Raw genomic sequence first — 25,037 nt, forward strand, 5'->3', positions numbered from 1 at the left:
CGGAATTATCTACCTCCCGTGAGGATGACGTGCTGACTGACAAGGTGATCGGATCGCACGTCCGGCGGTCCCGGCCCGGCCGAGGCCGCGTGGGATCATCTCAGTTCTGGATGACCGGTAGGAGCAGGTGACTGTCGGCGGTCCCGCCGGTGTGAATGCGATGTCGGCCGCGATTGACGGACTGTTTGTGAGCCTGCGTCGCCGCGACGTCGTACTGGTGCAGGTCCTGCCCCTGGACGACGAGCCGCACCGACTCGCCGGCCTCGAACAGCGTCGACGACGGCCACAGTTCGATCTCGAGTGGCACACGCTCGCCGGGACGCAGCGGGATGCGCCGTTCGTGGCGCAGTCTTGGCTGCCACGGCGTCGAGTGCTGCTCGTCGAGCTCGCGATGGCTCGCACGCAGCCACCCAGCGCCACCTGGCCGTCGTCCATCATCGACCAGTACGGGAAATGTACCTCCGCGCCGTGTCGGTCGAGCTTCTGCAACGCCACGAAAAGGTCCATGTCGTCGGCCTCATCGGACTCGACCCACAGCCGCAGCTTCGCGTAGCCGGTGATCTCCGTGCGGGACCCGAACCGGAGGTCGAAGACGGCGCGCCCGTTCTCGGCGCTCGGGTCATAGTCGACCGAGGCTACGGTGGCCGGTGGTTCAGAAACTAGGCGCCCGTCCGCGGCGTCCAGGGCGTATCGCCGGTAGGAGGTGCGCGCGAGAGGCCATTCGTGCTCGGCACGCTCGACACCCCGGCCGGTGCGCTCGCGGATCTCGATGCGCACCCGCGGCCAGGATGTGACCTGGTCATCGGTGCCCTTGAGGAAGTGGTCGAAGAAGGCCTGCTGGCGTCGCAGACTCTCGGGTCGGTAGTAGTACTGCCACTTCTTGCGCCCGTGCACCTCGAGCCACTTGTGCTCGGAGCCGAGCTCACGCCACGCCTCGATGGTCCCGCGCGTGTGCAGCCCGTGATCGCCCCACCCCGCTACGCAGTACGCGGGCACATCGATCACCGAGAGGTCGTCGACCGACTTGCTCCGATTGTACTCGTCGAGCATCGGGTGGGCGTCGTGCATCGCCACCAGGTCCTCGACGCGCCCGGTCCCGCACCGGACAGACCACCGCATGAAGTTGACGAACTTGGTCTCGGGTATGCCGCCGTGCGCGAAGTACTCGCGGTAGACGTCGCTGAGTCCCTCCCACGGGTTGATCGCCGCCAGGTGTGGCGGCCGTGTCGCTGCGACGCGCCACTGCACGATCGCGAGATAGGAGACGCCGGACATGCCGACCCTGCCATTGCACCACGGCTGCTGTGCCGCCCATTCCACGAGGTCGTGCCCGTCCTCGCCCTCCTGCTCGCCGAAGACGACCAGGTCGCCCTCGGACATCCATGATCCGCGCGAGTCGGCGTTGACCACCGCGTAGCCCTGTCTCGCCCACCACAGGGGGTCCGGTCCCTCCCACACGGTGTGGCGGGACACCGCGCCGTCGGGCACGTCGGCCCCCGGGAACAGGTGCAGTCCCTTCGGCGCGTGCTTCCCGTAAGGGCTCAGCGTCAGGATCGCGGGCACCGCCGATGCGGCGGCCTGCGGCCGGAAGACGTCGACGAAGACCGTCACGCCGTCCCGCATCGTCACGGGGACGTCGTACTCGATGCGGACGCCGTCCTCGTCGAGTACGACACCGCTTCTGAGGCCGGGATGCCCGCCCTCGACCGGGTCCAGCGCCTTCACCCAAAGCGACTCCCGCCCGGCGGGGTCCACCGGGCGGGGGGGAAGCGACGACGTGCTCATGGCGAATCGGCTCCTGTGGTGCGGTGGTTCAGATGGGGTTGCGCCTGGCGGGGACCGGTCGCCGGGCCAAGGCCCGTCATGCGCGGAGGAGTCCGCCCTCGACCAACGAGACGGTGCCCGTGACGTAGTCGGCGGCCATCAGGTGCACATATGTCTCAGCGACCTCCTCCGCCTCCGCGACCCGGCCGACCAGCGTCTGCGAACCTGCGTTCGCGAACATCTCGTCCTGTGTCTCCTGCGGCATGCGGTCCCAGAGCGGCGTGCGCACAATGCCCGGAACCACGACATTGACCCGGATCGGGCCCAGCTCGGACGCCAGCGACTGACCGGCCGAGATGATGGCCCCGCCCACTGCGGCATTCAGCACCCGTCCGGGCCCCCCGAGGTAGGCGGCGGCTCCGCTGGTGAGCGTGACGGAACCGGTCGACTTCAGGGCTGGGAGTGCGGCGCGGACGGTGTCGAGCGCCCGAAACAGCCGAACGTCGAAGAACGTCTGCGCCTTCAACGGCGTGTACTCGGCGATGGGCGCACGAATGACGTCGTCGCCGGCGGTGTAGACAAGGTGGTCGATCTCGCCCGCCTCGGCGAAGAACGACTGCAAGGACTCCGGGTCGGTGACATCGACCTGCCGGCCCGCCCCACCGGTCAGCCCGGCGAGCGCCTTCTCGACCGACTCCGACGAGCGCGACCCTATGTAGACCTGGGCACCCCGCTTCGTCACCGCGCGAGCGACGGCCAGTCCGATGCCACTGGTGCCGCCGACGACGACGACTCGAGATTCTGAGGTGATGGACACGAATCTGCCTCTTTTCTGGTACGACCGACGGACCGTCGAGCGGACAAGCCACCCGACGGTCCGCCCGTTGGATTAGGCGCACCGGCCGCAGTCCGGCGCGAGACCGCGAGACCGTGCGGCGTCAGGTGCCCAGTTCTGCCTGGGCGAGACCGAAGAAGCGCTCGACCGCCGGCCAGTCCGCGCACAGTTCCCAGTGTTCGACGAGGACCCCGGGCCCCGGACCGAAGCGCCATACACCGCAGATCGGCACGTCGAGCTCGTCATCGCCCCGCTGGACCTGGAATCGAGCGAACGACGCCCCGAAGTGGTCGTTGGCGATGACGATCTCGACCGGCTCCGAGAGGGAGTTCCCCGATAGGCGCTTCATGTCCTCGACGCGCTTCGTGAAGTTCACCTTCCCGACGCAGTCTCCCTTACCCATGCCCGTTGTCCCCTGGGGGTGGACGACGATGTCGTCGGCGCACTGCTCGAGCATGAAATCGTAGTCCTGATAGGCGCGGCGCAGGAGGGCCGCGTTCGGGTGTTCGGCTGATGCTGTCATGGCCACCTCACTGTGGATGTGTACTCGGTCATTTCTTGCCGGGAGACGCACGTACGTCGTCGGGCCCGGAAGCTAGGCGGTATCGCCGTCGTGGAGCGGGTGGAAGAGGCTGGTCTCCATCAGCACGGCCGCTCCGAGCCCCTCGGGTGTCAGCCGCAGCGTCCCGCCGCTCTCCACGAGCCAGGCCATGAACCCGCCCTCGACGTTTTCCTCTGGACCCCGGTGAGCGACGGCCTTCGGGATCCAGACCGTGCTGCCGGGCTCGGTGAGACCCCCATAGGGGGCCGGCCCGCGGAAATAGAACAGGAGCTCGTCGTAATCGGCGTTGTGGTGCTGGGGTGGGCGCCCACCCGGCCGTGAACTCGCCGGATAGAGAAGGAGATCCTTGGTCGGCGTCTCAGCGAAGTGAGTCGGGGGCCCTCCGTGGGGCAGATAGGCCACAGCCTGGATGTCGGCCAGATTGATCTTCCAGACCGGCGCTTGGCCCGCGACCATCGACGTCATCGCCAACGGGTCCTGCTCCATTGTGAACCGCGTGATGCCGTCGGTTGCTCGGATCAACAGCGTCGTCTCACCGCTCGCCTGAGAGGTGCGAGTCGCGTCAGGCCGATGCACGTCCCTCGCGGTGTTAACCATCCCCCGCAGAGCCTCCGGGTTCAGGGCGATCGGCTCGGGAGTCTCTATGATCACCCGCAGCGTCGAGGGGGTCGTCGGTACCACGCGGTAGGACGCCGCCCGCGGCAGGAAGACGAAATCACCCGGTCGAACCTCGAGCGTCCCCCAGTCGGTGACGTACTCGAATTCTCCGTCCTGCACGAAATGCACCTCGTCGTACTCGGCGTTGCGCCATACGAACGGGGTCGGCTCGGATCGCGCCGAGACCGAGAAAGTGAGGTCGTTGCGCGAGTGCGCGAACACCGTTGGGAGCTCCGCAGGGTCCGATGCATCGACCGTCTTGATCGCGGTGATGTCGATTCGGTGGGGTGCGTGCGTCCCGACCACCTCGGTGTACTCGGTGATGGGATGCGGCCGCAGCGTGACCGCGGCGTCACCGAGGAACCCCTCTCTGGTCCAACTGTGCGGATAAACAGCGTCGTTCATACCATTCTCACTCCGTTTCGGACCCTTGTTCACGGTGCCTTCCACAGTTCGCCTGGCCGATTCACGTCACGGAGACGCGCCAAGAGCAGACGAGCGAAGTCGATCGCAGATCAATCTCTCGACCCCTCCGGGTAGTACCAGAAGCGGTGAACTGTCTCCACGGTCCCGTCCGCCGACGTGCGAGTCATCTCCTCGACTTCACGGAGGGCCGGGTCCACTGCCTTATAGCCGTCGATGAAGCCGTCGAAGAAGGCTGCCCGTACCGGAGACTGCGCCTTCCCCGTGGTACCGAATGAGTCGTCCGTGCGGGCCACCTCGACGAGCTCGTGGTCGTACCGGGCGAACAGGGCCGTTGTGTGCCGAGGGCCCGCTGACGCATGAGCCGTGTCCTGCCACATGGCCATGGACTCCGCGCCCCCGGACGACTCCAGCCCGGCGAGAAAAGTGCCGAGCCGGCGTTTCCCGTGGAGCAACCCCGCGGAGTACGAGACCCGGCAGGCGGTCTCGACATCCAGGGTCTCCTCGAGCGCACTCCACATCAGGTCGAAGCTGTGGGCCAGCTCGTTCTCGAGCGCCTGGACCCGCAGATGAGGGTTCTCGAGGAACTCGAGAGGCGTCGCGCGGTAGTGGGCGACCCGGGCAAGCTCGTGGGCTGCCGGCTGCCTATCGCGGTAACGCTCGAGCGCCGTGTTCGCCCTCTCCGCCCAGGACAGGGTGCGCAGACAGCGCGACGCCGTCAGGTCGGCGTCGCGGTTCACGTGTCCGAGTCTCTTCAGCGGCATCGTCGAGGTCCTTTCTCGAACCTGAGTGGAGGGGCGTGGACCTTCAGGCTGCACGCGAACGGCGGTCGGGCTGCCGTCCGCCGCGGTCCCGACCGCGTCTGCTCGGAACCGGTTCAAAACAACCGGACGCGTCCGACCTCAAATCAGTACGTACACGCAGCATCACTGAGGGAACCGTACGACCAGGACTGACGTAGGTCAATACTGTCGAGCGGTGGATCGGCGAGCAATGTGCTCCGCACACGGCCGACTATCAGTTGAACACTCAACTTATGACGCAGCAGCTGGCGGGACGCCGTCGGCGTAGGCTACAACACTCAGCTGATCGAGAAAGGCGACGCGAGCCGCCTCATCGGAAAGCGGTGTCAGCAGCCTGTGCTGCACGCGATCCACCGCCGGTCGGAGCTGAGCGAGCTCTGCTGCGACGCCGTCAGCCAGGCGCAGAAGGCGGCGGCGGGCATCGGCAGGATCTCGGGTGCGCGTGACCCAGCCTCGGCGCACCAACCGGGCCACGATGTCGGCCATGGTCGACGGGTCCAGCGACGCCAGGTCGGCGCCGGCGCTCTGCTCGATCCCCAGGGGGTGTGCCCACAGAGCGCTGAGAACCGCGTACTGCGACGAGGTGACCGTCCGCCCGACCTCTTCGACCCAAGCGACGGTGTGAACCTGCTGGGCACGTCGGATGAGGTGGCCGGGTGTCGTTCCCAGCGCCAGGACTTGCTCGACCGCCTCGCCCGACACCGGGGGGTGACCCGCGTAAGCGACCAGGCGAAGTCGATCCAGAAACTCCTTACTCGTCGCCGCCGGGAGCGGAGCCAGGAGTCGCTCCTGGACGATGACGACTCGACGAGTGACGTCCGCGAGCGCGGTCCGAGCCAGCGCGGTGAGGCGCAACGTTTTGCGGCGACCGTCGCTGGGATCCTTGGAGAGACGGAGCCAGCCCCCACCCTCGAGGCGGGCGACGACATCGGCGACGCTGGACTTGTCCAACGAGGCCCGCTCACCGACGGTCCGCTGATCCAATCCGCTCTCCGCACCGATCGCCGCGATCACAGCGTACTGCGGCCCGGTGAGGACGCCGTCGAACTCGTGCGACCACAACGTCGTGTGGCGCTGCTGGGCACGCCGCACGAGGTGGCCCGCAGCCTTCCGCAGCGCGAGGACCGGGGTTCCTTCCACGGAGTGACCCCCTCGTACCCTCACCTCGCCCACCCAAGCCTCCTGCCTCCTAGTCAGGTGTGAGCGGGATTGGGGGTGCACCGCCCCTCCCGCCGCAGCCGTCCATCCAGGCACATTTCCGGGGGCCCCGTCGGCGGTGCCCGCGATGCTAGTCCTGCGCTCCGGTCGCCGAGAAGATTAGCCGGTGAGTCAGGGTAACCCTCGGCGACTGCCTTGACGCACTGAACCGCACCCCATAGCGTGGCCGGTTGAAACGTATACGGAGTACCTAACCTTGCCGCGCCGGGTGAATCCCTGCAGACTCGCGCATCACAGCACGATCAACACGGCCACCCTGCCCGTCAAGGGCCGGATGCGTCTACGGAGGAATACATGTTGTCGATCGTCTCGAACCAGCTGGTGCGGTCCGCTCGCCGCAACGCCCGCTCCGACGTCCCCGGTGGCCGCCTCCGAGCGGGGTCGACGGCAGCGAGCGCCGGTAGCTCCGAGGCGGCATGAGCACCCGTCGCTTCTCCTCACCCGACCCCGAACTTGCCGAGCTCTACTCCGATCTCAGCCGGGAGCATCTCCAGCCGCTGTGGGAGCTCAAGGACCTGCTGACCCCGACACCGACCGTGCAGTCGGTACCCCATCGCTGGTCGGCAAAGCAGCTACGTGCCCTCGGTGAGCGGGCCGGTCGGCTCGTGGGGATTGACCGCGGCGGCGACCGGCGGGTGCTGGCGTGTGCGAACCCCGGCCTTGACGACGCGCCGTACGCGGTCGCCACTTTATGGGCCGCCGTCCAGTACCTCGGCCCCCGCGAGGTCGCCCCCGCCCACCGCCACACTCCCGCAGCACTGCGTTTCGTCCTCGAGGGCGCCGGAGTTTGGACGCTCGTCGACGGGGACCCGCTGTCGATGTCGGCCGGGGACCTCATCCTGACGCCGAGCTGGACCTTCCACGAGCACCACAACGACAGCGACAAGCCGATGCTGTGGATGGATGTGCTCGACCTCCCCGTCGTCGCCGCGCTCGAAGCCGTCTTCTTCGAGGAGGGGCCATCGAAGCAGGTCGACCGCCGCACCGACCCCGTCTCATATTCCGAGCGGACTTACGGGTCCACCGGGCTCCTCCCGCCGCCCGGAGCGCGCCGCGCGCCCGCGCACTCGCCGCTGCTGGCCTACCGATGGGCGGATACCGACCGGGCACTGGACCGACGTCTCGACGTGACCGGCGCGCCCGCAGCCACGATGACCTATGTCGACCCCACCCGCGGAGGCGATGTCATGCCGACCATGCGGTGCGAGGCCCACCGCGTCCGTGCCGGCCAGTCGTCCCCGCGGGTACGCCAGACTGGCTCGCGCGTACTGACCGTGTTCCGCGGCAGCGGGATCGCGAGCATCGGCAGCGAGCGCTTCGACGTCGCCGCGGGCGACATCGTCGCCATCCCGTCCTGGGTCCCGTGGCACCTCGAGGCCAACGAGCAGCTGGACGCGTTCTCCGCTAGCGACGTTCCAGTCCTCGACGCCCTTGGCCTGTACCGCGAGCAGGCGGAGCAGTGACCGACCACGGGCACCACGACGTGCGCACCCTCGTCGTCGGGGGCGGGATCGGTGGCCTCGCCACCGCGCTGGCGATCGCCCGTACCGGCCGGCCGGTTCACCTCGTCGAGCAGGCGCCTGCGTTCACCGAGGTCGGCGCCGGCCTGCAGCTCGGAGCCAACGCCACCCGAGTCATGGACCGCCTCGGCGTCCTCGGCGCAGTCGAGGCCGTCGCCGTCCACCCTGAGCGGGCTGTCATGTTTGACGCGCGCAACGGCGAGAAACTCACTGGCTTGACGCTGGGCTCGCTCTACCGGCAGCGCTACGGGTTCCCCTATCTGGTCATGCACCGCAGCGACCTCCTGCAGATACTCCTGGACGCCTGCCTCGCCGAACCGCTGATCACCCTCGAAAACAACCGCACGGTCATAGAGGTCGCGCCCACTGCGGACGACGTCCTACTGAAATGCGCGGATGGTACGACCTACCGGGCTGATGTAGTGCTTGGAGCGGACGGGCTGCATTCGCGGTTACGCCGTCTGTTCATCGACGACGAGCCTGTCAGCTCGGGTTACGTCGCCTACCGCGGCACCATGCCAATCGAGGACGCCACTACCCAGGTCGATGTCAATGATATCGTCCTGTGGGTCGGACCGCGCCTGCACCTGATGCAATACCCGGTGCGCGCCGGCGCGCTCTACAATCAGGTCGCGGTCTTCTACAGCAAGACCTTCGCGGCCGGTGTGCCCGACTCCGACCGCGCCACCCCCGACGAGCTCGACGAGGCCTACGCCGCTACCGTCGACCCGGTCCGCATCAGCGCCGCCTCGATCTCACGCACCCGACACTGGCCGCTATTCGATCGCGACCCGCTCGAACACTTCGCGCAGGGCCGCGTCGCCCTGCTCGGCGACGCCGCCCATCCAATGCTGCAGGTCCTCGGCCAGGGCGCATGCCAGGCACTTGAGGATGCCGTCTGCTTGGCCGGCGTCCTCGACGAGCACGTCGATAATCCGGTCAAGGCGCTGACAGCCTACGAGCAACTCCGGCTGCCCCGCGCAACAACCTGCCAAAGGCTCGCACGTCCATGGGCCGACATGTGGCACCTCGCCGACCCGGTCGGTCTCGCCCTGCGCGACCGCGCGTTCCGCTCCCGCGCCGACGACGACTACAGCGACGTCGACTGGCTCTATGCGGACCCCACTGGACAACCGGCTACGCCCACCACCTCACCGGAGACCACCCCGTGAAGCTCTGCACCGCCGTCGACGCGAGCAGCACTGTCCGGATCGGCGTCCTGCACGAAGGCGCGTCGCTCGACGTCACCGATCAGGTCCCCCCGGGGCTGGGCAGTCCGATGCGCCGGCTGCTGGCCTCGGGCCAGGACCTCACCACCCTGCGACTCGACGGGCCCCCGCTTGACACGTCCAGGTTGCTCGCACCGGTCCCCGACCCGTCGAAGATCGTCGCTGCGCCGGTCAACTACGTCGATCACCAGGTCGAGATGAGCCAGGCCAGCCACATCGACTCTCTCGGCGTGTTCCTCAAAGCCCCTAGCTCGCTGACCGGCGACCGGGGCCTCATCGAACTCCCGTACCACGACCGCCGCTTCGACCAGGAGGGCGAGCTCGCGGTGATCATCGGCCGACGGGCCTCCCACGTGCCGGCGGAGCGGGCCCGCGACCACATCGCCGGCTACACATGCCTGCTCGACATGACCATGCGTGGGGGGGAGGACCGCTCCGTGCGCAAGAGCTTCGACACCTTCACACCCTGTGGCCCACACCTGGTCACCCCGGACGAGGTCGGCGACCTCGACGAGCTCGAGCTCCACACTTGGGTGTCCGGGCAGCTGCGACAGCGCGCCGACATTGCCGACCTGATCTGGGGCGTTCCGGCACTGATCGAGTACGTGAGCTCGGTGATGGTCCTCGAGCCCGGCGACATCGTCTCCACCGGTACTCCAGCCGGGGTTGGCGAGGTCCACGATGGCGACGAGGTCACCGTCGAGATCACGAGTGTCGGCCGCCTGACCGCGACGGTCACGGACAGCGGGGCGGTCGCCTGCCCCACGCTCGGGAAGGACAGTGGACCGAAGCCGCCAGCCAGGCTCACGCCCGTGTCCGAACGTGACCGTAGCTGATGAACCCGCCGCCGATCCGACCCCGACCCAAGGAGCATCGTTGCGCGCGATGCTGGCTCTGCTACCCACTTCGCGCCTGCGGGCGCCTACTGCTTGGGGCCGCGTCATCGGGAGTCAGCCGGCACTCGCCGGTGATCCGCCGCACCGTCCAGGACCGGCTCTCTGGGCAGGTCCGCCGCCCGGACGGGGCCACGGCCGCCGCGGTCGCGGTGACCGTTCCGGGCGCGGCGCCCGGTCCATCGCCCGCGCCCGAGTAGTACTGCAACGGCGGCTCGGCGTGTCGTGAGAGCTGAGTCCGGTTCGGCGGTGGTGATCACCGCGTGGTTGATGTTGCCGGGTGGGTGGCCTCGTTGGACGCGGTGGTGGAGCTGATCGTGGGTCGTTTCCGCAGGGCGGAGCCGCGTCGCCGGGTCGGGACGTACCTGCGGGGGCTGCTGGCCGGGCTGGAGCGGAAAAACGGGTGGACGCTGACCGAGCATGCCGGAGCGGTGTCTCCGGACGGGATGCAGCGGCTGCTGCGCACCGCGGACTGGGATATCGACGGTGTCCGAGACGACCTGCGCGACTACGTCCTGGACAACCTTGGCGACCCCGCGTCGGGGGTGTTCATCGTCGACGAGACCGGGTTCGTGAACAAGGGTGTGCGTTCGGCGGGGGTGCAGCGTCAGTACACCGGCACCACCGGGAAGATCGACAACTGTCAGCTCGGGGTGTTTTTAGCCTACGCCTCGACCAAGGGGCGGGCGTTGCTCGACCGGGAGCTCTACCTGCCGACCTCGTGGACCGAGGACCGCGAGCGCTGCACGCGGGCCGATGTCCCCGACGACGTCGGGTTCTGCACGAAACCCCAGCTCGGGACGGCGATGCTGGCCCGCGCCCACGAGGCCGGGGCGCTCACCTCGGCGTCGTGGGTGACCGCGGACGAGGCCTACGGGCAGAACCCGACCTTCCGCACCTGGCTGGCCGACCACGAGATCCCCTTCGTGCTCGCCACCCGCAACGACGACACGCTGACCAGCCCGGACGGGCACCGCCACCAGGCGAAGGTGCTCGCCACCATCGCCGGCGCCCGGGACCCCGACACCGACCGGACCGGGTGAGAGCAGCGGGCGATCGGGCCGGGAACGCACGGGATGCGGGTCTACGACCCGACCGCGGTCGCCCTCGACACCACCGGGCTGCCGCCCGGTTGGGGGCACTGGCTGCTGGTGCGCCGCCAGACCGAGCCAGCCGAGGGCTAAACCGTTCGCGAGTTGGCGTTCTACCGCTGCGCCGCGCCCGCGAACACGCCACTGCGGGAGCTCGTTCGGGTCGCGGGGACGCGGTGGGCGATGGAGGAGTGCTTCCAGACCGCGAAGAACGAGGCCGGGCTCGACCACTACCAAGTCCGCTCCTACCGGGCCTGGTACGCGCATGTCACCCTGGCCATGCTGGCCGCGGCCCACCTCGCCGTCACCCGCGCGACCGAGCACACACGGGAGGCCGAAAAGAGGGGATCCGCAACCGGCCGGCGCCGGCTGATCCCACTGTCGGCCAACGAGATCCGCCGCCTGCTCGCCACCCTCGCCTTCGCCCCGCTGACCTGCATCGACCACGCCCTGCACTGGTCGAACTGGCGCCGCGAACGCCAACAACAGGCCCGCGACTGCCACCACCGGCGCCGCGACGAACGACCACCAGGCTGATCAACTGCCGTTGCAGCACTACGCCTAGCGGTGGATCGGTTCGCTCACGAGGATCGGAGGCCGGACAGCATCAGCTCGACGTGCCGCTTGATCGAGTCCGTTGTGGCCGCTTGCGGGGTGACCATGAGCTCCAGACCGACGCCGCGCAGCTGGCCCACCACGAGGACGGCCACCGTGTCGGGGTCGGCGTCGGCACGGATCGTGCCCTCATCGATGCCTTCCTGCACATCGCCCGCAACCTGTCCCCGAAACGTGTGGTCACGCTTCTCGAATATCGGGCGCAGCGTAGGCTCCGCGCCGGCCGCTTCTGCCCACATCAGCAGGGCTGCCTGCCAGGCCGGCGCGAAGTTGCTGAGCCCGTCGATGTACCAGAGGCAGCGGGCGACCAGTCGCTCGAACCCGGTGAGCCCGGCGTCCGGCATGCTGAACCGGGCCGCGGCCGCCTCGGGCAACGCGGCGATGAGCGCCTCGCGCGTCCCGAAATGATGGTTGACGATTCCGCGGCTGTAGCCGGATTCCTCGCCTACCGCCGCGATGCTCAGCTTCCGGGAGCCTTGCGCAGCGACCAGCCGTAGGGCCGCGTCCAGTACTCGCCGCTCGGCCTCTGCGCGGCGCTGCTGCTGAGTGCGGCGAGGTCCTGGGTCCGCGCTTCCGCCTTTCGGCATCGTCCGGCTTCTCCTCGCGCTCGCTGGACATGGCCTTCCTCGTCACGACGGGCGGCCGGTCGTCAATCCTTCTCGTTGCTTGTCACCACACAAGCATCTGCTCGACGGACCAACGGTCGCCGCCGGAAGACGGTGAGGATGGCATGACTTCCTCGTGCACGCGAGCACCTGGTCAGTTTCCCGCGGGGACGGTTGGCTGGAGCACAGATTCGATGAGTGCGTCCGTGCGATAGTGACTGCCGGCCTGATACTCGGGATCGCGAATCATGTCGGCGAAGTGCTGCCGGCTCGGATACCGGACCAACAGGACCATGTCCCAGGCTTGGCCATACTCGGCAACCAGAGCACGCTCGCCGGTTCCCGCGTAGAGGACGTCCGTCTGGTAGCGCGCGGAGATCCCCGTCTCGTTCAGGTACTGTGCGTATCTCCGGTAGCTCTCCCGACCCCCGTCGGGTCGGAACCGCAGCAGGTTGAGCATGACGACGGGCCCGCTCGGGTCCTCGGCCAGCAGCGCGTCTAGTTCCCGGTCCTCAATTTCGATCATCACAGCCCTGTCTTCTCTGTCAGCGGAACGTCCCAAGACAAGATACTTGATGGACAGCACGCAAGTTAAGCGGGCCTCCTCCGGCCGCGCGGCTCGGCGACGGGCCACCTACAGCCGTCACGCCAAGTTCGATACGGTGTCAACGCGGTGCTGCCGGGCCCGATCGACACCGGCATGATGGCCCGCATCGGGGAGGGCTCCGCGACCACGCCCGTCGGCGGGGGCACCCTGCTCGCCGCATGGGCACACCCGCCGAGGCCGCCGCAGTGATCACGTTCCTACTGAGGTGGTCTCAGCGAGGTTCGGTGGAGTTGACGGTCGATGAGGGTGAGTACGAGGCAGGCGCGGACCAGTGTGCCGATTCTGCTCGGGCTGATGGTGATGCGTTGCGGGCAGCGCCAGGTGCTGGTGAGCAGCGCGAAGCCGCGTTCGCCGAGGGCGCGAGTGGCCCGGTGCAGGGCGTTGAACGTCAGCTGTGAAGCGGCCTGGGTCCGTCGGAGGCGGGGTTCAGGCCACCTCGGGTGTCGAGGCAGCCTCGTTCACTGGTTGAGCAGCCCGTGGTACAGGGCCCGGAACGTGCTGGCGTGGAAGACCAGCGGTTCGATGTGCGGCTGCGCGTGCAGGTCATCGACGGTCAGGAGGACGATGCTGTGGTCCCCGGCGACGATCGTCTCGTGCACGGAACAGCGGAGCCAGGCCGTCGCCCCGGGGACGAGGACTGCTCCGTCGGGCGTGCTTTCGATTGCCAGCCCCGCGAACCGGTCGTCGTCCCGCGTGGCCAACCGGTGGGCGATCGCCCCCTGGTCCGCACCGAGGATGCTCACCCCCAGGCGGGCCGCCGTCGCCAGGGCCGGCCAGGTGGTCGAGGTTCGCTGCACGCAGAACGCGACCAGCGGCGGTGCGAGCGAGACAGGGACGAAGGTGCTCGCGGTCATCCCGACGGGTCGGCCGTCCACCTCCGCGCACACCGCGATGACCCCGGAAGGGAAGCACCCGAACGCGCGGCGCAGGGCCATGGCATCAAGAACCGGGTCCTGCCGATCGATCACGAGACCCTCCGCGCAGCGGCCGTCGCGCCACTGGCGACGAGAGACTGGAGGACCGGCGACCATCGCGTGACGAAGGTGTCAACTCCTGGATCGGTCTCGTAGGTCCGGTCGGACAGGTACAACCCCGGTGTCGGGCAGACCGCCCCAAGCTCGACGAGCACGGATTTGAGCAGCAGGTCGGGCGCCAGTCCGTGAGCGGGACCGGCGCCCAGCATCAGGGGGACCGCCACAACCCCGGCGAGTCCCTCCGCCGTCGCGAACCGGTCCAGGAACAGCTTGAGCAGCCCTGTGTACGTGCCCTTGAAGGTCGGGCACGAGACCACCACCAGGTCGCATCCAGCGACCTTTTCGACCGCGGCGCGCACGTCGGGGTCGTCCCGCTCCAGCAGGCCGCCACCGAGCTCCACGAGGTCGACCACAGCGTCCGGGGCGCGCCCTGCCAGCTTCCCGGCCAGAATGGAACCCGCGGCGAGCGTCCGGGACGCGGGCTTCGGATTGCCGACAACGACGCCGACCGTCACCTCCGGGCCGAGCGGCGGCACAGTCGTCGAAAGGTCTGGCGCGGTCATCCTCGGTCCTCCGGGCGTCGTCGTTGCGGGAAGAAGGGTGCGGGCGGCGGCACCTGGTGGCCGACCTCGGCCAACGCCTTGTCGAGGCGCGCCAGGATCTCGCCGAGGCCAGGCGTCGTGGTCGCGAAGTTCAGCCGCAGGAATCCGGCGCCAGCGCTGCCCGTCCGGGTGCCGTCGGTGAGATCGACCCGGGCCGTCTCCGTGACGACCCGATGGACGTCGTCCCGGCCAATCCTGCGGAGGTCGAGCCAGGCGAAGTAGGTCGCCTCCGGCGTCCGGTGGCTCACGGGCACCGGCAGACCGCCCACCCAGTGCGCGATCTGCTCCCGGTTCGTGCGGAGGGTCGCGAGGACGTCGGCGAGCCAACGGCCGCCTTCGGTGTAGGCAACGGTGTTCGCCACGATCCCGAGCGTGGAGGCGCCGGCTCGGGCCCGGTCGCGGAAACGGTCCCAGAGGGCACTCAGCCGCTCACTGGTGTGGATCACTTGAGCGCACTTGAGCCCGGGGAAGTTCCAGGCCTTCGAGGCCGAGGTCGCCGAGATCGTATGTCCGGCGGCGGCGGGAGAGACCGACGCGTACGGGGTGTGCACGGCCGGCCGGTAGGTCAGCGGAGCGTGGATCTCGTCGGCGAAGACGACACCGCCCTCCGCCTCGACCAGCTCGGCGACCGCTTCGAGCTCCGCTCGGTGCCAGCTTCGTCCGACGGGATTGGCGGGGTTGCAGAGGATCAGAAGCCGGCCACCCTGGTGGAAGGCCTCCCGCAGCGCCGCTGGATCGAACGTGTGCACGCCGTTGGGGTCCTCGCCGTAGGGCACCTCGATCACCCGGCGGCCGAGCGAGGCGGGGATCGTGAGGAAGGGCATGTATGCCGGGGTCGGGACGATGACGCCATCACCCACCGTGGTCGTCGCGGTGATCATCAGCTCGAGCGCGCGCAGTACATCCGCGACCGCGTCGACCTGGCCGGGCGAGATCGACCAGTGGTACTGCTCCTGCATCCAGTCGGAGCAGGCATGACGCAAACCCTCGTGCAGTGCCGGGGGGACGTACCCGAACAGCCCGGTGTTCACGACGTCGTGGAGCCGCTCGACGACAATGTCGGCCGTCGGGAAGTCCATCTCCCCCACGCTCGCCCCGATCCAGCCAGGTGGGACCTGCCACTTCATCCCGCCGGTCGAGGTGAGGGCCGGCAGGTCGAGACGTGTCGTCGATGTCGTCGGCGGGGAGCTCTGCTCAGCCATCCTCCGGCCCCTCCGATGCCGAGTTCAGGTAGTTGTAGACCGTGAAGCGGCTGACCCCGAGCGCCTCGGCCGCGAGATCCGCCGATTTCTGAAGCATGAAGAAGCCGTCTTCCTTGAGTTGCTTCACGGCCGCGACCTTGTGTTCCTTCCGCATCAGCTCGCGGGGGACTCCTGTCTGCTGCAGCGCCTTCGTGAGAAGGATGCTCGCGAGCTCTTCGACGCTCTGCGGAAAGCTTTCCGGGCTTGTCGCCGGCATTTTCCCACCGACCGCTTGGGGTGCGGATGAAGGCGATGCCAGCAGGAATTCCTGAACGAAGCGCTGCGCTGCCGACCAGAAGGTGAGGTCGATGTTGACGCAGAGGGCGTAACGAGCCTCATCGGACTCGTCCTTGACGATCACCGTGGACGAACGTAGCTCGCGCCCGTCCGGGAGGGTCGTGGTGTAACCGATCTGGGTGGCGAACGTCCCGGCGGCCGCCTGCGCGAGCAGCATGTCCGTCGCCGGGTCCCCGACCTTGCGGTCGGTGGCGTGCCCGTCGACGAAGATCACCGAGTTCGGCAGCTTCGCGAGATCGTGGATCACCACCTCGCTGCCCGGGGGCAGACTCAGCTGGAGGAGCTGGATGAGACCGTCCAGGTCGATCCGCGCAGATCGCACCGAGACGGCTTCCCGCCAGAACGCCGCGTCATTCATCAAGAGCTCCTCGTGGGTCAAACCTGCCGTCAGCCTGGCTCGCGGCAGACTCCGGCAACGGGAGTCCGGAATTCCTCTCCGTGTGGCCCAGGAGCGCCGAAACGATGCTGATCACGGCTAGGAGGACGCAGACGCAAGCGGCAAAGGCGACGACCACAACTACAGCCGGGACCCTATCGGTCGCGACGCCGGAAATCGATGTCGGCGCGACCATCCCGAGGTAGGCGCACGCCAGGAAGGCGGACGCGACGCTGCCACGGCTCTCGTCCCGGCCGAGCGAGTTCGACGTCGACGATCCGGCCATGAACACGCACCCCGCGCCGAGACCGCACACCGCCCCGACCGGTACGAGCGCCCACGAGGTCCGGCCGGCGACCGCGAGGGCGAGGCAGGCGATTCCCACGAGGAGCACCGCGCTGCCCACGACCAGGAGGGTCGTTGGCTCGACGCGCCGACCGAGCACGACCTGGCCCAGGGCAGCACAGGCGAAGACCACGAACAGCACTGTCCCGGGCATGAGCACGGCGTTGGACCCGAGATCACCCGCCAGGATGGCGGGCAGGGTGGCGGCGAAGAACGCGAAGACGGCGTTGGCGAGGAACCCGGCCGTGCCCGCCACGAGGAAGCTACCGCGCCGGGTGGGTGGTAGGCGCGGCCGGCGCACAACGGCTCGGCGGTCGACCTCGTTCCGGGAAGGCCCGCTCGCGGAGAACGTCGGGAGCAGGGCCACACAGGCTGTCAGCATCACCGCGGACACCAGGAAGGGCGCGACGAACGGATCGGCCCAGGCAACTGCCACGATCGCGCCGACCAACGCGCCGCTCCCGAGCCCGCCCAGGGTCGCGACAACCACCAAGGTGCTTCCCAGCGCGATGCCCCGGGTGCGGTCCCGCCGGCTCGCGAGATCGACTAGCCCGGCCGTCGCGGCCGGTGCCACCAGGCCGGTGCACAGGCCCTGCAGGAGGCGGGCGGCGAAGAGCTCCGCGAGATGCGTCGAGAAGGCCAGCCAGAGCGCGGAGACGATCCCGATCACCAGTGCTCCGGCGACCGTGGCCCGCCGGCCCACCACGTCAGAGATGCCCCCGAGCAGGAGCAGCGCGGCCAGCACGCCCACCGCAAACGTGGCGAACAGGAGGGTGATCGTGGACGCCCCAAACCCAAAGCGGTGGGCCAGCGGGTTCCACAGGGGCGTCGTTATCGTACCGTAGCCGCAGACGGTGAACAGGACGAGCCAGTTCCCGGTCAGGCGCAGGGAGGAGGACATGGCGGTGCCCCTCATCCCGAGTAGCCGTCCCTCCAGGTCAGCAGCCTCGCCTCGAGCCAGCGGACGACGCTGTCCGAAGCCTTGCCGACTGCGGCGAAGACAGCGACTCCCACCAGCACCGTCGAGGTGTCGAGCAGCGACCGGGCGTTCTGGATGAGGTAGCCGACGCCGCTCTCGGCGCCCATGAGTTCCGCGACGACCAGGCAGAGCCAGGCCAGGCCGACCGAGAGCCGCAGCCCCAGCAGGAGGTTCGGCATTGCGGATGGTATGACGAGCCTCCGCAGCTGCTGCACTTTCGAGAATTCGAGGACCTGGGTTACCTCGAAGAGCCGTGCGTCGACGCTGCGCACGCCGAGGAAGGCGTTGACGTACATCGGGAAGAAGGCTCCCGTCGCTATCAACAGCACCTTCGACAGCTCACCGAAGCCGAACCAGAGGATGAACAACGGCGTCACCGCCAGGAGCGGGACCGTGCGCAACATCTGGAGGGTCGGGTCGAGCAAGCGCTCCGCCCGGCGGGAGAAGCCGACGGTCAGCCCGATCACGAGGCCTGCGGAGGCCCCGAGCGCGAGCCCGACGGCGACCCGCACGAGGCTGACGAGGAAGTTGGGCCACAGCACCCCTGAGGCGGCGAGGTCGATCCCGGCCTCGAGCACCGTCACCGGGCTCGGGAACAGCTGGGTATCGATGAGCTCCTGGGAGGCGGCGAGCTGCCACACGGCGACGAGCAGCATCGGGAGCAGGATTCCCGTCAGGTTGAAGTGAGGGGTGGGCCACGAGCGCCGGGCCGAGGGCGTCCGACCGCTTGCGGCTCGCGGTCCTGCTCCGCTGGCACCGGGGTTGTCGCCGACGACGACCGACGTGTCACGGTCGTCGTTCGAGGAGGCCTGCCGGGCCTCGCCCTCCCGCTGGGCCGTGTGCGGGGACGTCGATCGGTTAGTCATCGTGATCCAAGCTGTCGAAGGTCCGCATCAACTCGCGGCGGATCCGGGCGTAGGCCTCGGAGAGGCGGTCGCGTGGACGCGGCAGATCGACGGGGATATCCGCCTCAACCCGTCCCGGACGTGGGCTCATCACGATGACCCGGTCGGCCAGCGTGACGGCTTCGTCGATGTCGTGGGTGACGAACAAGGCGATCATGCGACTCCGCTTCCAGATCAGCTCGAGGGCCGTCTGCATGTGGTTGCGCGTGAACGAGTCGAGCGCACCGAACGGCTCGTCGAGGAGCAGCATCTCCGGCTGGCGGAACAGCGCCCGGGCGATGGCGACCCGCTGGGCCATCCCGCCGGACAACTCCCTCGGCATGGCCTTCGCCGCCGCGGGGAGCCGAACGAGCTCCAGTAGCTCGTCGACGCGCGCCCGAACCGACGGCTCACGCAGGCTGTGATTCGCCGCGATGTTCTGCTCGACGGTGAGCCACGGGAACAGCCGGTGCTCCTGGTAGATGACGCCACGATCGGCGCCCGGTCCTCGGATGGGTGAGCCGGAGAACTCGATGTCGCCACTGTGCTGCACGTCGAGGCCGGCGATGAGCTTGAGCAGCGTGCTCTTGCCGCAGCCGCTGGGGCCGATCAGGGTCACGAACTCGCCGGGTTCGACCCTCAGGCTGACGTCGTTCAGGGCGACGGTGGTCGAGGTCATCCCGGAGAACGACCTGGACACATTCCGGACAAATAGGCCCCCGTCGGTCCGGACAGCCTCGGCCCGGCTGGATGCGGACGTTTCTGCAGTGGTCATTAGGCCGGCCCGAGACGGTCTTCGGCATAACGGTTCGGCACGAAGGGGAGCCCGAGGTGCTCGCGCAGCGTGCTGCCCTGGTAGCCGTCCTGGTAAAGGCCACGTCGACGCAGCTCAGGGACGATCAGCGTCACGAAGTCCTGGAGCCCTTCGGGCTGCAGCCAGTTGTGCACGAGGAAGCCGTCGGTGGCCTCGGCCTCCATCCAGGCCTCCATCGCGTCGACGACCTCTACCGGTGTTCCGAAGAAGTCTTCTTCCAGGTAGGCGGCCATGTGCGCCGTCTGGCGGAGCGTCAGCTGCCTTCGCGCGGCTTCTCTCTCGTACTTCTCGGCGAGACCGCGATGGAAATTCGTGGCCAGGTGGGAGATCTCGGGGAACGGGCCGTCCAGGTCGTACTTGCTGAGATCGGCGTGATTGTAGTAGCCGGCGAGGTTGTTCAGCGCGTCGTCGTCGTTGACGTAGGAGAGGACGGTCTGGTACTTGTCCTCGGCCTCGCCCCTCGATTTGCCGACGATGAATTGGGCACCCGTGAACACCTGAATGTGCTCCGGCTTGCGCCCGTGCGCGGCGGCCCGGTCCTTGAGGTCGCGGTAGGAGACGCGAGCCGACTCGATGTCGAACTCTCGAGCAAAGATGGCTTCCGCGTATCGCGCCGCGAAGTCGCGGCCGCTGGACGAGGTGCCGGCTTGGAACATCACCGGGTGCCCCTGCGGCGAGCGGATGAGATTCATCGGCCCTGTGACGGAGAAGTACTCGCCCTTGTGGTCGAGCGCATGGACCCGGTTCACGTCCAGGTAGGTGCGGGTCGTGACGTCACGAACCAGCGCGTCGTCCTCGAAGGAGTCCCACAGGCCGCGCACGACCTCCATGAACTCCGCGGCCTTGGCGTAGCGCTGGTCGTGGTCGATGAGCGCGTCGTCGCCGAAGTTCGCCGCTGCGCTCGCCAGCGCCGAGGTCACGGCGTTGAACCCGGCTCGCCCGCCGCTGAGCACGTCCAGGCTGCCGAGCTGGCGTGCCGCGGTATAGGGCGGGCTGAAGGTCGTGGAGATCGTGGCGACCAGGCCGATGCGTGAGGTCACTGCCGCGAGCGCGGACAGGGCCGTGATCGGCTCGAGCCTGTTGACGTAGTACGGCTTGGCCGTCAGGTCCATCGACACGTTGTCGGCCATGAAGGCAAAGGCGAAGTTCGCAGACTCGGCGAGCTCCACGAGCCGTTGTGCCGCCGCGAGGCTGGTGGCCGCGTCCCGGGGGGTGCCGGGGTGCATCCACGAGTGGTAGGCCGCTCCGGGTGTCTCCAGCAGCAGGCCGAGCTTGATAGGGCGGGTCATGTGCGGGTCCTCTTCCGTGCCGATCGGCTTGATCTGTCAGCGAGGGTCGAGCAGGACTTTCGGGCGGTCTTGGCTACTTCGCAGCCGCATTGACGGCGGTGTTGTCGACGAGATCGGACAACTCGGGCCGGGAGGTGATCTCGCCCTCGGACAGGAGCAGGTCGGCCACGCCCTGCAGGCGCTTGATCGTGTCGTCGGCGATCTCGGTCTGCACCGGTGAGCTAAGGGTGAAGAAGTGTTCGACGAGACCCGGGCTGACCTTCCGACCCTCCGCGATCTGCGCCGTGACGGTGGCGTGCTCAGTGGTCATGTCAGCGAGAACGGCCGCCCGAGTTGCCAGGTACTCCTGGACGAGGCCGGGGTTCTCGTCGAGGAAGGCGGTGCGGACGGCGACGAGTCCCGGCACGAGCCCTGCCGCCGCGCCCGTGGTGATCACGGTGGAATTGGCGTCGCTGACTGCATTGGGGGAAACCGATCCCGCCCAGACTGCCCACGCGTCGATCTGCCCGCTCAGGAACGCGTTCTGCGCCTCGTCCGGCTGGAGATTGACGATGCGGACGTCGTCCTTGGTCATGTTGGCCGCCGCCAGGCTTCGGAGGAGCAGCGCCCATCCGCTGCTGCCCTTGGCGGTGGCGACCGTCCGCCCACGGAGGTCCTCGACCGATCGGACGGGGCTGTTCTCCGGCACCAAGATTTGATCCCCGCCACCATTACTAGCCTGGCCGACCAGCGTGAACTTCACCCGGGACGCCGCGCCCGTGATCACTCCGACGTAGCCGAGCTCCACGATGTCCACACTGTTCGAGGCCAGCGCCTCGAGCATCTGCGGACTGGTGTTCAACTGCGCGTACTCGACCGCCACCCCCCGTTTCTGGAACGCCGATTCGAAGGCTTTGTCGAGTCGGCCGACGTAGGCCGGACTGGTCATCACCGTGGTGTCGATCCGGATGCTGGCCGCGTGGTCCTTCGCATCGCTCGGGGCGCTACCCGAGCATGCTGCAACGGCCATGACAACCGCTCCGGCGAGGAGCGCGACGATGGCCCTGACAAGGTGATGCATAAGAGTCCCTTGAGGTGGGGCGCCCGGGCGCCGGTCGAGGGGGATGAGGTGGTCCGTCGGTCACCACGCCGGGGATATCCGCCGCGCTGCTGATCCCTGTAACTCGATGGGGTGGCAAGCCGTCGCGGTGGGAGCATGCGGGAGGCTTCCACAGGTTGTCAATCTGGCGAACAGATCGTTTAACAGACCTGTTACGCCCGGTGTGGAGCTGTCATCTGGTGGCCTGATCTGGCGATGGCACGGAGCCAACTTGTCCGCCGCCGTGAGTGTGAGCGCCCGGCCACGCAGGGCGTTTTCCGGAAGCCGGCCGTCACTCGGCCCGCGGGCCTCAGGGCTGGGGAGACCTCTGTGACGCCCCCACCTCCGGGGTTCCTCCCCACGCCATTCCCGTCCGCTCCGCCCGGAACAGCTCCGTGCCTTGAGCGTCTCCCGGGCCCCCGTCCGCCCGGCGGCACGGAACGCCGCGGGCGGGTGAGCGCCCTGCTCACCGGGATCGACCCCGTGGCCGCGCACCTGGCCCGCGCCGCGCAGCTCGGCGAGTGGGTTGCCTGCACCGCGAAGCCAGCGATCTCGACGACGGCACCCGCCCGGCGTCCACCGCGTTGGGGGGATGTACCCGGCGGCGGAGCCACGTATCTCGAGCAGGTACAGATCTGGCCGGCTGAGGCTGCAGAGCGGACCGACGCCTTCGACAAGCGATCTACGCCAGGAAGCGATCGGCCGGGTCCAGACCCGACTGCGACAGCTCACCCTCGCGCCTTGCGCGGCGGACGTCTTCGCGGGCCCGCACCAGATCCCAGGCGGCTTCCTGCCCCACGCTGGGCACCGTGACCGGGCCAGGCCGCGACCCCAGCCAGCCCAGCAGCTCGCCGTGGTCCGGGGTCAACTGGCGCTCGAACACCTCGTCGACCCGGGCGAGCATCGTGGGCAGCAGGAACGCGACCCGTCGGGCTGCTCCGCACTGCTCGTGTTGCCGATGCCCGCAGGCTGCGATGAGCGACGTCGGTCGGACGATGGGAGGTCGCTCATGGGTAGTGTCCAGGCGCCGATCGTCGCCACCGCCGCCGCCATGCTGACCTGGCCCCACCGCAGTGGCGGTGAGGTCCACACCTTCGTCCGGCTCCGGACCATCCGGATCGACGGGGCACTGGCCCCCGCGGTGGTGGCCAGCGACCTTTCGCAACCTCGGCGCCGAGCCGAAGTCCTGGTTCTCGACCCGGGGACTGTGCCGGTCGGTTTCGTGGGGCTCAGCGTCGTGTCTGTGTGCTGTGGGGCGAGAGGCCGAGCAGTGGCAGCCACACCGCGTCGACGATCTCGACGATCGTCTCGTCGGGTACCGCACCCATGCTCATGAGCATGTCGTGGCGCACCAGGTCGAAGGGGAGGTTGACCACGCGTTCGGACCGCGGCATATCCGCTAGCTCGCCGCGTTCGACCGCGCGGTCGACGAACCTCGCAAAGGGGGGTGTCTCGTCTGCAGGGTGCAGGTGGTTGCGCAGACGGTTGAAGGTGGTGCCGGTTTCGCGGAAGTAGTCCGCAAGCTGGATGCGCAGGAGTATCAGCGCGCGAGCTCGCTCGGCGTTGACCGTGCGCAGCAGAGTGAGCGCGTCCTGCCGCAGGCTGCCAGTATTGGGGATGTTGAGCGGACGCCAGTTCCGGGCAAGTGTGGCGAGCAGCAGGTCCTCGCGCTGCGGCCAGCGCCGATAGAGGACCGGTTTGCTGGTTCCGGCGCGCGCCGCGATGGTCTCGAAAGTGAAGCCGTTGTAGCCCCGCTCGACCAGCACCTCCCAGGCGGCATCGATGATCGCGTTCTCCAGAGCGGCGCCCCTGCGCCGCGTAGGAGTGGTTGGAGTGCGTCGCTGGCTCACCACCACTACCCCCGGCGTTCTCTTCGAGGCCTACTTCCCGGCGATTAGAGCCGCTTGCGTACCTTAACCCGCCTGCGTATGCTGGAGAAAATAAGATACGCGACAGTATCTACGGGAGCTCCTCGCTCCCCCGCCACCGAGCCATGCGCTGACGCAAGGAGTGCACACATGTCCGTGGTCAACGCCGCGTTGATCGAGTCCTTCGACGAGCCGCCGCATTTTCGGTCCATTCCCGCGCCCGAGGCCGCGCCCGGCCAGGAGGTGGTGGACGTTCTCACCGTCGGCGTGCACCCCGCGACTCGGGGCATCGCCGCCGGTAAACACTACACAAGCCCCACGACGCTGCCCGCCCTGGCCGGCGCCGACGCCGTCGTCCGCAGGGCGGACGGCAGCCTCGCCTACGTGATGATGCTGGGCGAAGGTACGCTGGCCGAGCGCATCGTCATCGATCCGGCCGTCGCGATCCCGGTCCCGGACGGAGCCGATCCCGCGATCCTGGCCGCCACCATGAATCCCGCCCTGTCCTCCTGGGCTGCGCTGCGCACTCGTGTGCCCTTCCAGGCCGGGCAGTCGATCCTGGTGCACGGCGCGACCGGCAACGCCGGGTCGATGGCTGTCAAGGTCGCCAAGCACCTCGGCGCCGGGCGAGTGGTCGCCGCCGGACGCAATCGCTCCCGCCTCGACGCACTCACGGCCGAGGGCGCGGACGACATCGTTGCGCTCACCCACGACCAGGACGCCACTGCGGCTGCGCTCGGCGAGGCCGCCGCCAACGTCGACGTGGTCCTGGACTACGTGTGGGGGCCGCCCACGGAACTCGCCATGCGTGCCGTCCTCGGGGCACGTACCGAGCACACCCGCCTGCTCGACTGGGTGCAGATCGGCGGCATGGGCGGAGACGAGATCACCCTGTCCGGGCACACGTTGCGCTCCAACGCGTTCCGCGTCCTGGGCAGCGGCTTCGGCTCGGTCGACATGCCCGTCATACTGCGAGAGTTCACCGAGCTCGTTGCCGCGATCGCCGCAGGCGGCATGGCCGTGCGCCCGCACCCGTTCCCGCTGGAGAAGGTCGAGGCAGCCTGGTCCAACCAGGACGAACCCGGCGAACGCACCGTCATCGTCCTTTGACCCACGTGCCGCCTCCTGGAAGGTGACTGCCCGGCGATGCGCTGCGAACGCGCCGCTGGGACAACTCCCACGGAGGCCGTTTCCGTGAAGAACAGCTCCGCGCACCCAACCCGTGGTGACATCGATGATGCCGGCCGCCGCGTCCAGGTGCCGAGACCGAGAACAAGGCAGTGAGCCTTTGCCGTGCGCCCAGCAGACAGGAGGTTGACCATGTAGGTGGTTGAGCTGTTGTCGTCAGCTCGATGTCGCTTTGACGTTCCGACCTGGATGAGGACACCGGTCGGGCAGGGCTAGATGATCACTGGTCCTGGCTGGAGGCGTCGTGTCAGGCTCACTCGTGAGGTTCCTGCCGCTCTGT

Annotated in this window: 25 protein-coding genes and 1 pseudogene; 6 read left to right on the forward strand and 20 right to left on the reverse strand. The window is 68.4% G+C overall.

All coding sequences use genetic code 11. The annotated features are described in order from the left end of the window. Positions 1–9: 9 nt before the first annotated feature. The 6 genes from ACL02T_RS15725 to ACL02T_RS15750 form a co-directional block, all read right to left on the reverse strand. Entirely contained in the window at positions 10–1,785 is a 1,776-nt protein-coding gene (locus ACL02T_RS15725) for a CocE/NonD family hydrolase (RefSeq protein ID WP_503129090.1), read from the reverse strand. 76 nt (positions 1,786–1,861) lie between these two features. After that, positions 1,862–2,581 (reverse strand): SDR family oxidoreductase, encoded by a 720-nt coding sequence (locus tag ACL02T_RS15730; RefSeq protein WP_412831456.1) that lies wholly within the window; start codon positions 2,579–2,581, stop codon positions 1,862–1,864. Positions 2,582–2,702: 121 nt separating this feature from the next. Continuing rightward, positions 2,703–3,122 carry a nuclear transport factor 2-like protein gene (locus ACL02T_RS15735; protein ID WP_412831457.1) on the reverse strand — a complete coding sequence of 140 codons (420 nt, stop codon included), beginning with the start codon at positions 3,120–3,122 and terminating at the stop codon, positions 2,703–2,705. A 72-nt stretch (positions 3,123–3,194) separates the two neighbouring features. Next, positions 3,195–4,223, reverse strand: coding sequence for a hypothetical protein (locus tag ACL02T_RS15740; protein WP_412831458.1), 1,029 nt, complete (start codon positions 4,221–4,223; stop codon positions 3,195–3,197). 110 nt (positions 4,224–4,333) lie between these two features. Continuing rightward, a complete protein-coding gene (locus ACL02T_RS15745) occupies positions 4,334–4,981 on the reverse strand; it encodes a hypothetical protein (RefSeq protein ID WP_412831459.1) in 648 nt (215 codons plus the stop codon). 294 nt (positions 4,982–5,275) lie between these two features. Next, a complete protein-coding gene (locus tag ACL02T_RS15750; RefSeq protein WP_412831460.1) occupies positions 5,276–6,217 on the reverse strand; it encodes a MarR family winged helix-turn-helix transcriptional regulator in 942 nt (313 codons plus the stop codon). 461 nt (positions 6,218–6,678) lie between these two features. Here ACL02T_RS15750 and ACL02T_RS15755 point away from each other — a divergent pair, with 461 nt between their 5' ends. The 4 genes and pseudogenes from ACL02T_RS15755 to ACL02T_RS15770 all read left to right on the forward strand — a co-directional run. Further along, a complete protein-coding gene (locus tag ACL02T_RS15755; RefSeq protein ID WP_412831461.1) occupies positions 6,679–7,725 on the forward strand; it encodes a cupin domain-containing protein in 1,047 nt (348 codons plus the stop codon). Continuing rightward, a complete protein-coding gene (locus tag ACL02T_RS15760; RefSeq protein ID WP_412831462.1) occupies positions 7,722–8,954 on the forward strand; it encodes an FAD-dependent monooxygenase in 1,233 nt (410 codons plus the stop codon). Before ACL02T_RS15755 ends, ACL02T_RS15760 begins: the two co-directional genes overlap by 4 nt. Further along, the gene (locus ACL02T_RS15765) at positions 8,951–9,847 is read left to right on the forward strand and encodes a fumarylacetoacetate hydrolase family protein (protein ID WP_412831463.1); all 897 of its coding nucleotides are present in this window, start codon (positions 8,951–8,953) and stop codon (positions 9,845–9,847) included. Before ACL02T_RS15760 ends, ACL02T_RS15765 begins: the two co-directional genes overlap by 4 nt. A gap of 320 nt (positions 9,848–10,167) precedes the next feature. Next, positions 10,168–11,307 (forward strand): annotated as a pseudogene (locus ACL02T_RS15770) (IS701 family transposase); the annotation flags it as partial. A 269-nt stretch (positions 11,308–11,576) separates the two neighbouring features. Here ACL02T_RS15770 and ACL02T_RS15775 read toward each other — a convergent pair. Both ACL02T_RS15775 and ACL02T_RS15780 read right to left on the reverse strand, forming a co-directional pair. Then, the gene (locus tag ACL02T_RS15775) at positions 11,577–12,197 is read right to left on the reverse strand and encodes a TetR/AcrR family transcriptional regulator (protein ID WP_412831464.1); all 621 of its coding nucleotides are present in this window, start codon (positions 12,195–12,197) and stop codon (positions 11,577–11,579) included. Positions 12,198–12,369: 172 nt separating this feature from the next. Beyond that, positions 12,370–12,801 (reverse strand): DUF1330 domain-containing protein, encoded by a 432-nt coding sequence (locus ACL02T_RS15780; protein WP_412831465.1) that lies wholly within the window; start codon positions 12,799–12,801, stop codon positions 12,370–12,372. Positions 12,802–12,888: 87 nt separating this feature from the next. Here ACL02T_RS15780 and ACL02T_RS15785 point away from each other — a divergent pair, with 87 nt between their 5' ends. Further along, entirely contained in the window at positions 12,889–13,011 is a 123-nt protein-coding gene (locus ACL02T_RS15785; RefSeq protein WP_412831466.1) for a hypothetical protein, read from the forward strand. 8 nt (positions 13,012–13,019) lie between these two features. Here the strand turns inward: ACL02T_RS15785 and ACL02T_RS15790 are convergent, their stop codons facing one another. The 12 genes from ACL02T_RS15790 to ACL02T_RS15845 form a co-directional block, all read right to left on the reverse strand. Continuing rightward, entirely contained in the window at positions 13,020–13,274 is a 255-nt protein-coding gene (locus ACL02T_RS15790; protein WP_412831523.1) for a transposase family protein, read from the reverse strand. 6 nt (positions 13,275–13,280) lie between these two features. Further along, complete coding sequence (locus ACL02T_RS15795) at positions 13,281–13,790, reverse strand: flavin reductase family protein (RefSeq protein ID WP_412831467.1); 510 nt, start codon at positions 13,788–13,790, stop codon at positions 13,281–13,283. Further along, entirely contained in the window at positions 13,787–14,359 is a 573-nt protein-coding gene (locus ACL02T_RS15800) for an NADPH-dependent FMN reductase (RefSeq protein ID WP_412831468.1), read from the reverse strand. Before ACL02T_RS15800 ends, ACL02T_RS15795 begins: the two co-directional genes overlap by 4 nt. Further along, on the reverse strand, positions 14,356–15,600 hold the full coding sequence (locus tag ACL02T_RS15805; protein ID WP_412831469.1) for a MalY/PatB family protein: 1,245 nt from the start codon (positions 15,598–15,600) through the stop codon (positions 14,356–14,358). Before ACL02T_RS15805 ends, ACL02T_RS15800 begins: the two co-directional genes overlap by 4 nt. Continuing rightward, on the reverse strand, positions 15,593–16,294 hold the full coding sequence (locus ACL02T_RS15810; RefSeq protein WP_412831470.1) for a helix-turn-helix transcriptional regulator: 702 nt from the start codon (positions 16,292–16,294) through the stop codon (positions 15,593–15,595). Before ACL02T_RS15810 ends, ACL02T_RS15805 begins: the two co-directional genes overlap by 8 nt. Further along, complete coding sequence (locus ACL02T_RS15815) at positions 16,287–17,558, reverse strand: MFS transporter (protein ID WP_412831471.1); 1,272 nt, start codon at positions 17,556–17,558, stop codon at positions 16,287–16,289. Before ACL02T_RS15815 ends, ACL02T_RS15810 begins: the two co-directional genes overlap by 8 nt. Before the next feature lie 11 nt (positions 17,559–17,569). Then, complete coding sequence (locus ACL02T_RS15820; protein ID WP_412831472.1) at positions 17,570–18,292, reverse strand: ABC transporter permease; 723 nt, start codon at positions 18,290–18,292, stop codon at positions 17,570–17,572. Between the two features lie 202 nt (positions 18,293–18,494). Beyond that, positions 18,495–19,199 carry an ABC transporter ATP-binding protein gene (locus ACL02T_RS15825; RefSeq protein ID WP_412831473.1) on the reverse strand — a complete coding sequence of 235 codons (705 nt, stop codon included), beginning with the start codon at positions 19,197–19,199 and terminating at the stop codon, positions 18,495–18,497. Positions 19,200–19,294: 95 nt separating this feature from the next. Beyond that, complete coding sequence (locus tag ACL02T_RS15830; RefSeq protein WP_412831474.1) at positions 19,295–20,623, reverse strand: NtaA/DmoA family FMN-dependent monooxygenase; 1,329 nt, start codon at positions 20,621–20,623, stop codon at positions 19,295–19,297. Positions 20,624–20,696: 73 nt separating this feature from the next. Next, positions 20,697–21,632: an ABC transporter substrate-binding protein gene (locus tag ACL02T_RS15835; RefSeq protein ID WP_412831475.1), complete on the reverse strand. Its 936-nt coding sequence runs from the start codon at positions 21,630–21,632 to the stop codon at positions 20,697–20,699. Between the two features lie 751 nt (positions 21,633–22,383). Next, positions 22,384–22,791, reverse strand: a complete 408-nt coding sequence (locus tag ACL02T_RS15840; protein ID WP_412831476.1) for a hypothetical protein — start codon at positions 22,789–22,791, stop codon at positions 22,384–22,386. A gap of 139 nt (positions 22,792–22,930) precedes the next feature. Next, the gene (locus tag ACL02T_RS15845) at positions 22,931–23,551 is read right to left on the reverse strand and encodes a TetR/AcrR family transcriptional regulator (protein WP_412831477.1); all 621 of its coding nucleotides are present in this window, start codon (positions 23,549–23,551) and stop codon (positions 22,931–22,933) included. 168 nt (positions 23,552–23,719) lie between these two features. Between ACL02T_RS15845 and ACL02T_RS15850 the strand changes: the two genes are divergently transcribed. Next, the gene (locus ACL02T_RS15850) at positions 23,720–24,679 is read left to right on the forward strand and encodes a quinone oxidoreductase family protein (RefSeq protein WP_412831478.1); all 960 of its coding nucleotides are present in this window, start codon (positions 23,720–23,722) and stop codon (positions 24,677–24,679) included. Positions 24,680–25,037: the final 358 nt, after the last annotated feature.

It is taken from the genome of Pseudonocardia oceanicola, from assembly GCF_047200735.1.
Taxonomy (GTDB): Bacteria; Actinomycetota; Actinomycetes; order Mycobacteriales; family Pseudonocardiaceae; genus Pseudonocardia.

What these genes read in the sequence shown, in the direction of transcription:
- ACL02T_RS15725 (WP_503129090.1), bottom strand. Translation starts at nt 1,785, where the DNA reads ATGAGCACGTCGTCGCTTCCCCCCCGCCCGGTGGACCCCGCCGGGCGG.
- ACL02T_RS15735 (WP_412831457.1), bottom strand. Translation starts at nt 3,122, where the DNA reads ATGACAGCATCAGCCGAACACCCGAACGCGGCCCTCCTGCGCCGCGCC.
- ACL02T_RS15740 (WP_412831458.1), bottom strand. Translation starts at nt 4,223, where the DNA reads ATGAACGACGCTGTTTATCCGCACAGTTGGACCAGAGAGGGGTTCCTC.
- ACL02T_RS15755 (WP_412831461.1), top strand. Translation starts at nt 6,679, where the DNA reads ATGAGCACCCGTCGCTTCTCCTCACCCGACCCCGAACTTGCCGAGCTC.
- ACL02T_RS15775 (WP_412831464.1), bottom strand. Translation starts at nt 12,197, where the DNA reads ATGCCGAAAGGCGGAAGCGCGGACCCAGGACCTCGCCGCACTCAGCAG.
- ACL02T_RS15800 (WP_412831468.1), bottom strand. Translation starts at nt 14,359, where the DNA reads ATGACCGCGCCAGACCTTTCGACGACTGTGCCGCCGCTCGGCCCGGAG.
- ACL02T_RS15805 (WP_412831469.1), bottom strand. Translation starts at nt 15,600, where the DNA reads ATGGCTGAGCAGAGCTCCCCGCCGACGACATCGACGACACGTCTCGAC.
- ACL02T_RS15810 (WP_412831470.1), bottom strand. Translation starts at nt 16,294, where the DNA reads ATGAATGACGCGGCGTTCTGGCGGGAAGCCGTCTCGGTGCGATCTGCG.
- ACL02T_RS15815 (WP_412831471.1), bottom strand. Translation starts at nt 17,558, where the DNA reads ATGTCCTCCTCCCTGCGCCTGACCGGGAACTGGCTCGTCCTGTTCACC.
- ACL02T_RS15820 (WP_412831472.1), bottom strand. Translation starts at nt 18,292, where the DNA reads ATGCTGCTCGTCGCCGTGTGGCAGCTCGCCGCCTCCCAGGAGCTCATC.
- ACL02T_RS15825 (WP_412831473.1), bottom strand. Translation starts at nt 19,199, where the DNA reads ATGACCTCGACCACCGTCGCCCTGAACGACGTCAGCCTGAGGGTCGAA.
- ACL02T_RS15830 (WP_412831474.1), bottom strand. Translation starts at nt 20,623, where the DNA reads ATGACCCGCCCTATCAAGCTCGGCCTGCTGCTGGAGACACCCGGAGCG.
- ACL02T_RS15835 (WP_412831475.1), bottom strand. Translation starts at nt 21,632, where the DNA reads ATGGCCGTTGCAGCATGCTCGGGTAGCGCCCCGAGCGATGCGAAGGAC.
- ACL02T_RS15850 (WP_412831478.1), top strand. Translation starts at nt 23,720, where the DNA reads ATGTCCGTGGTCAACGCCGCGTTGATCGAGTCCTTCGACGAGCCGCCG.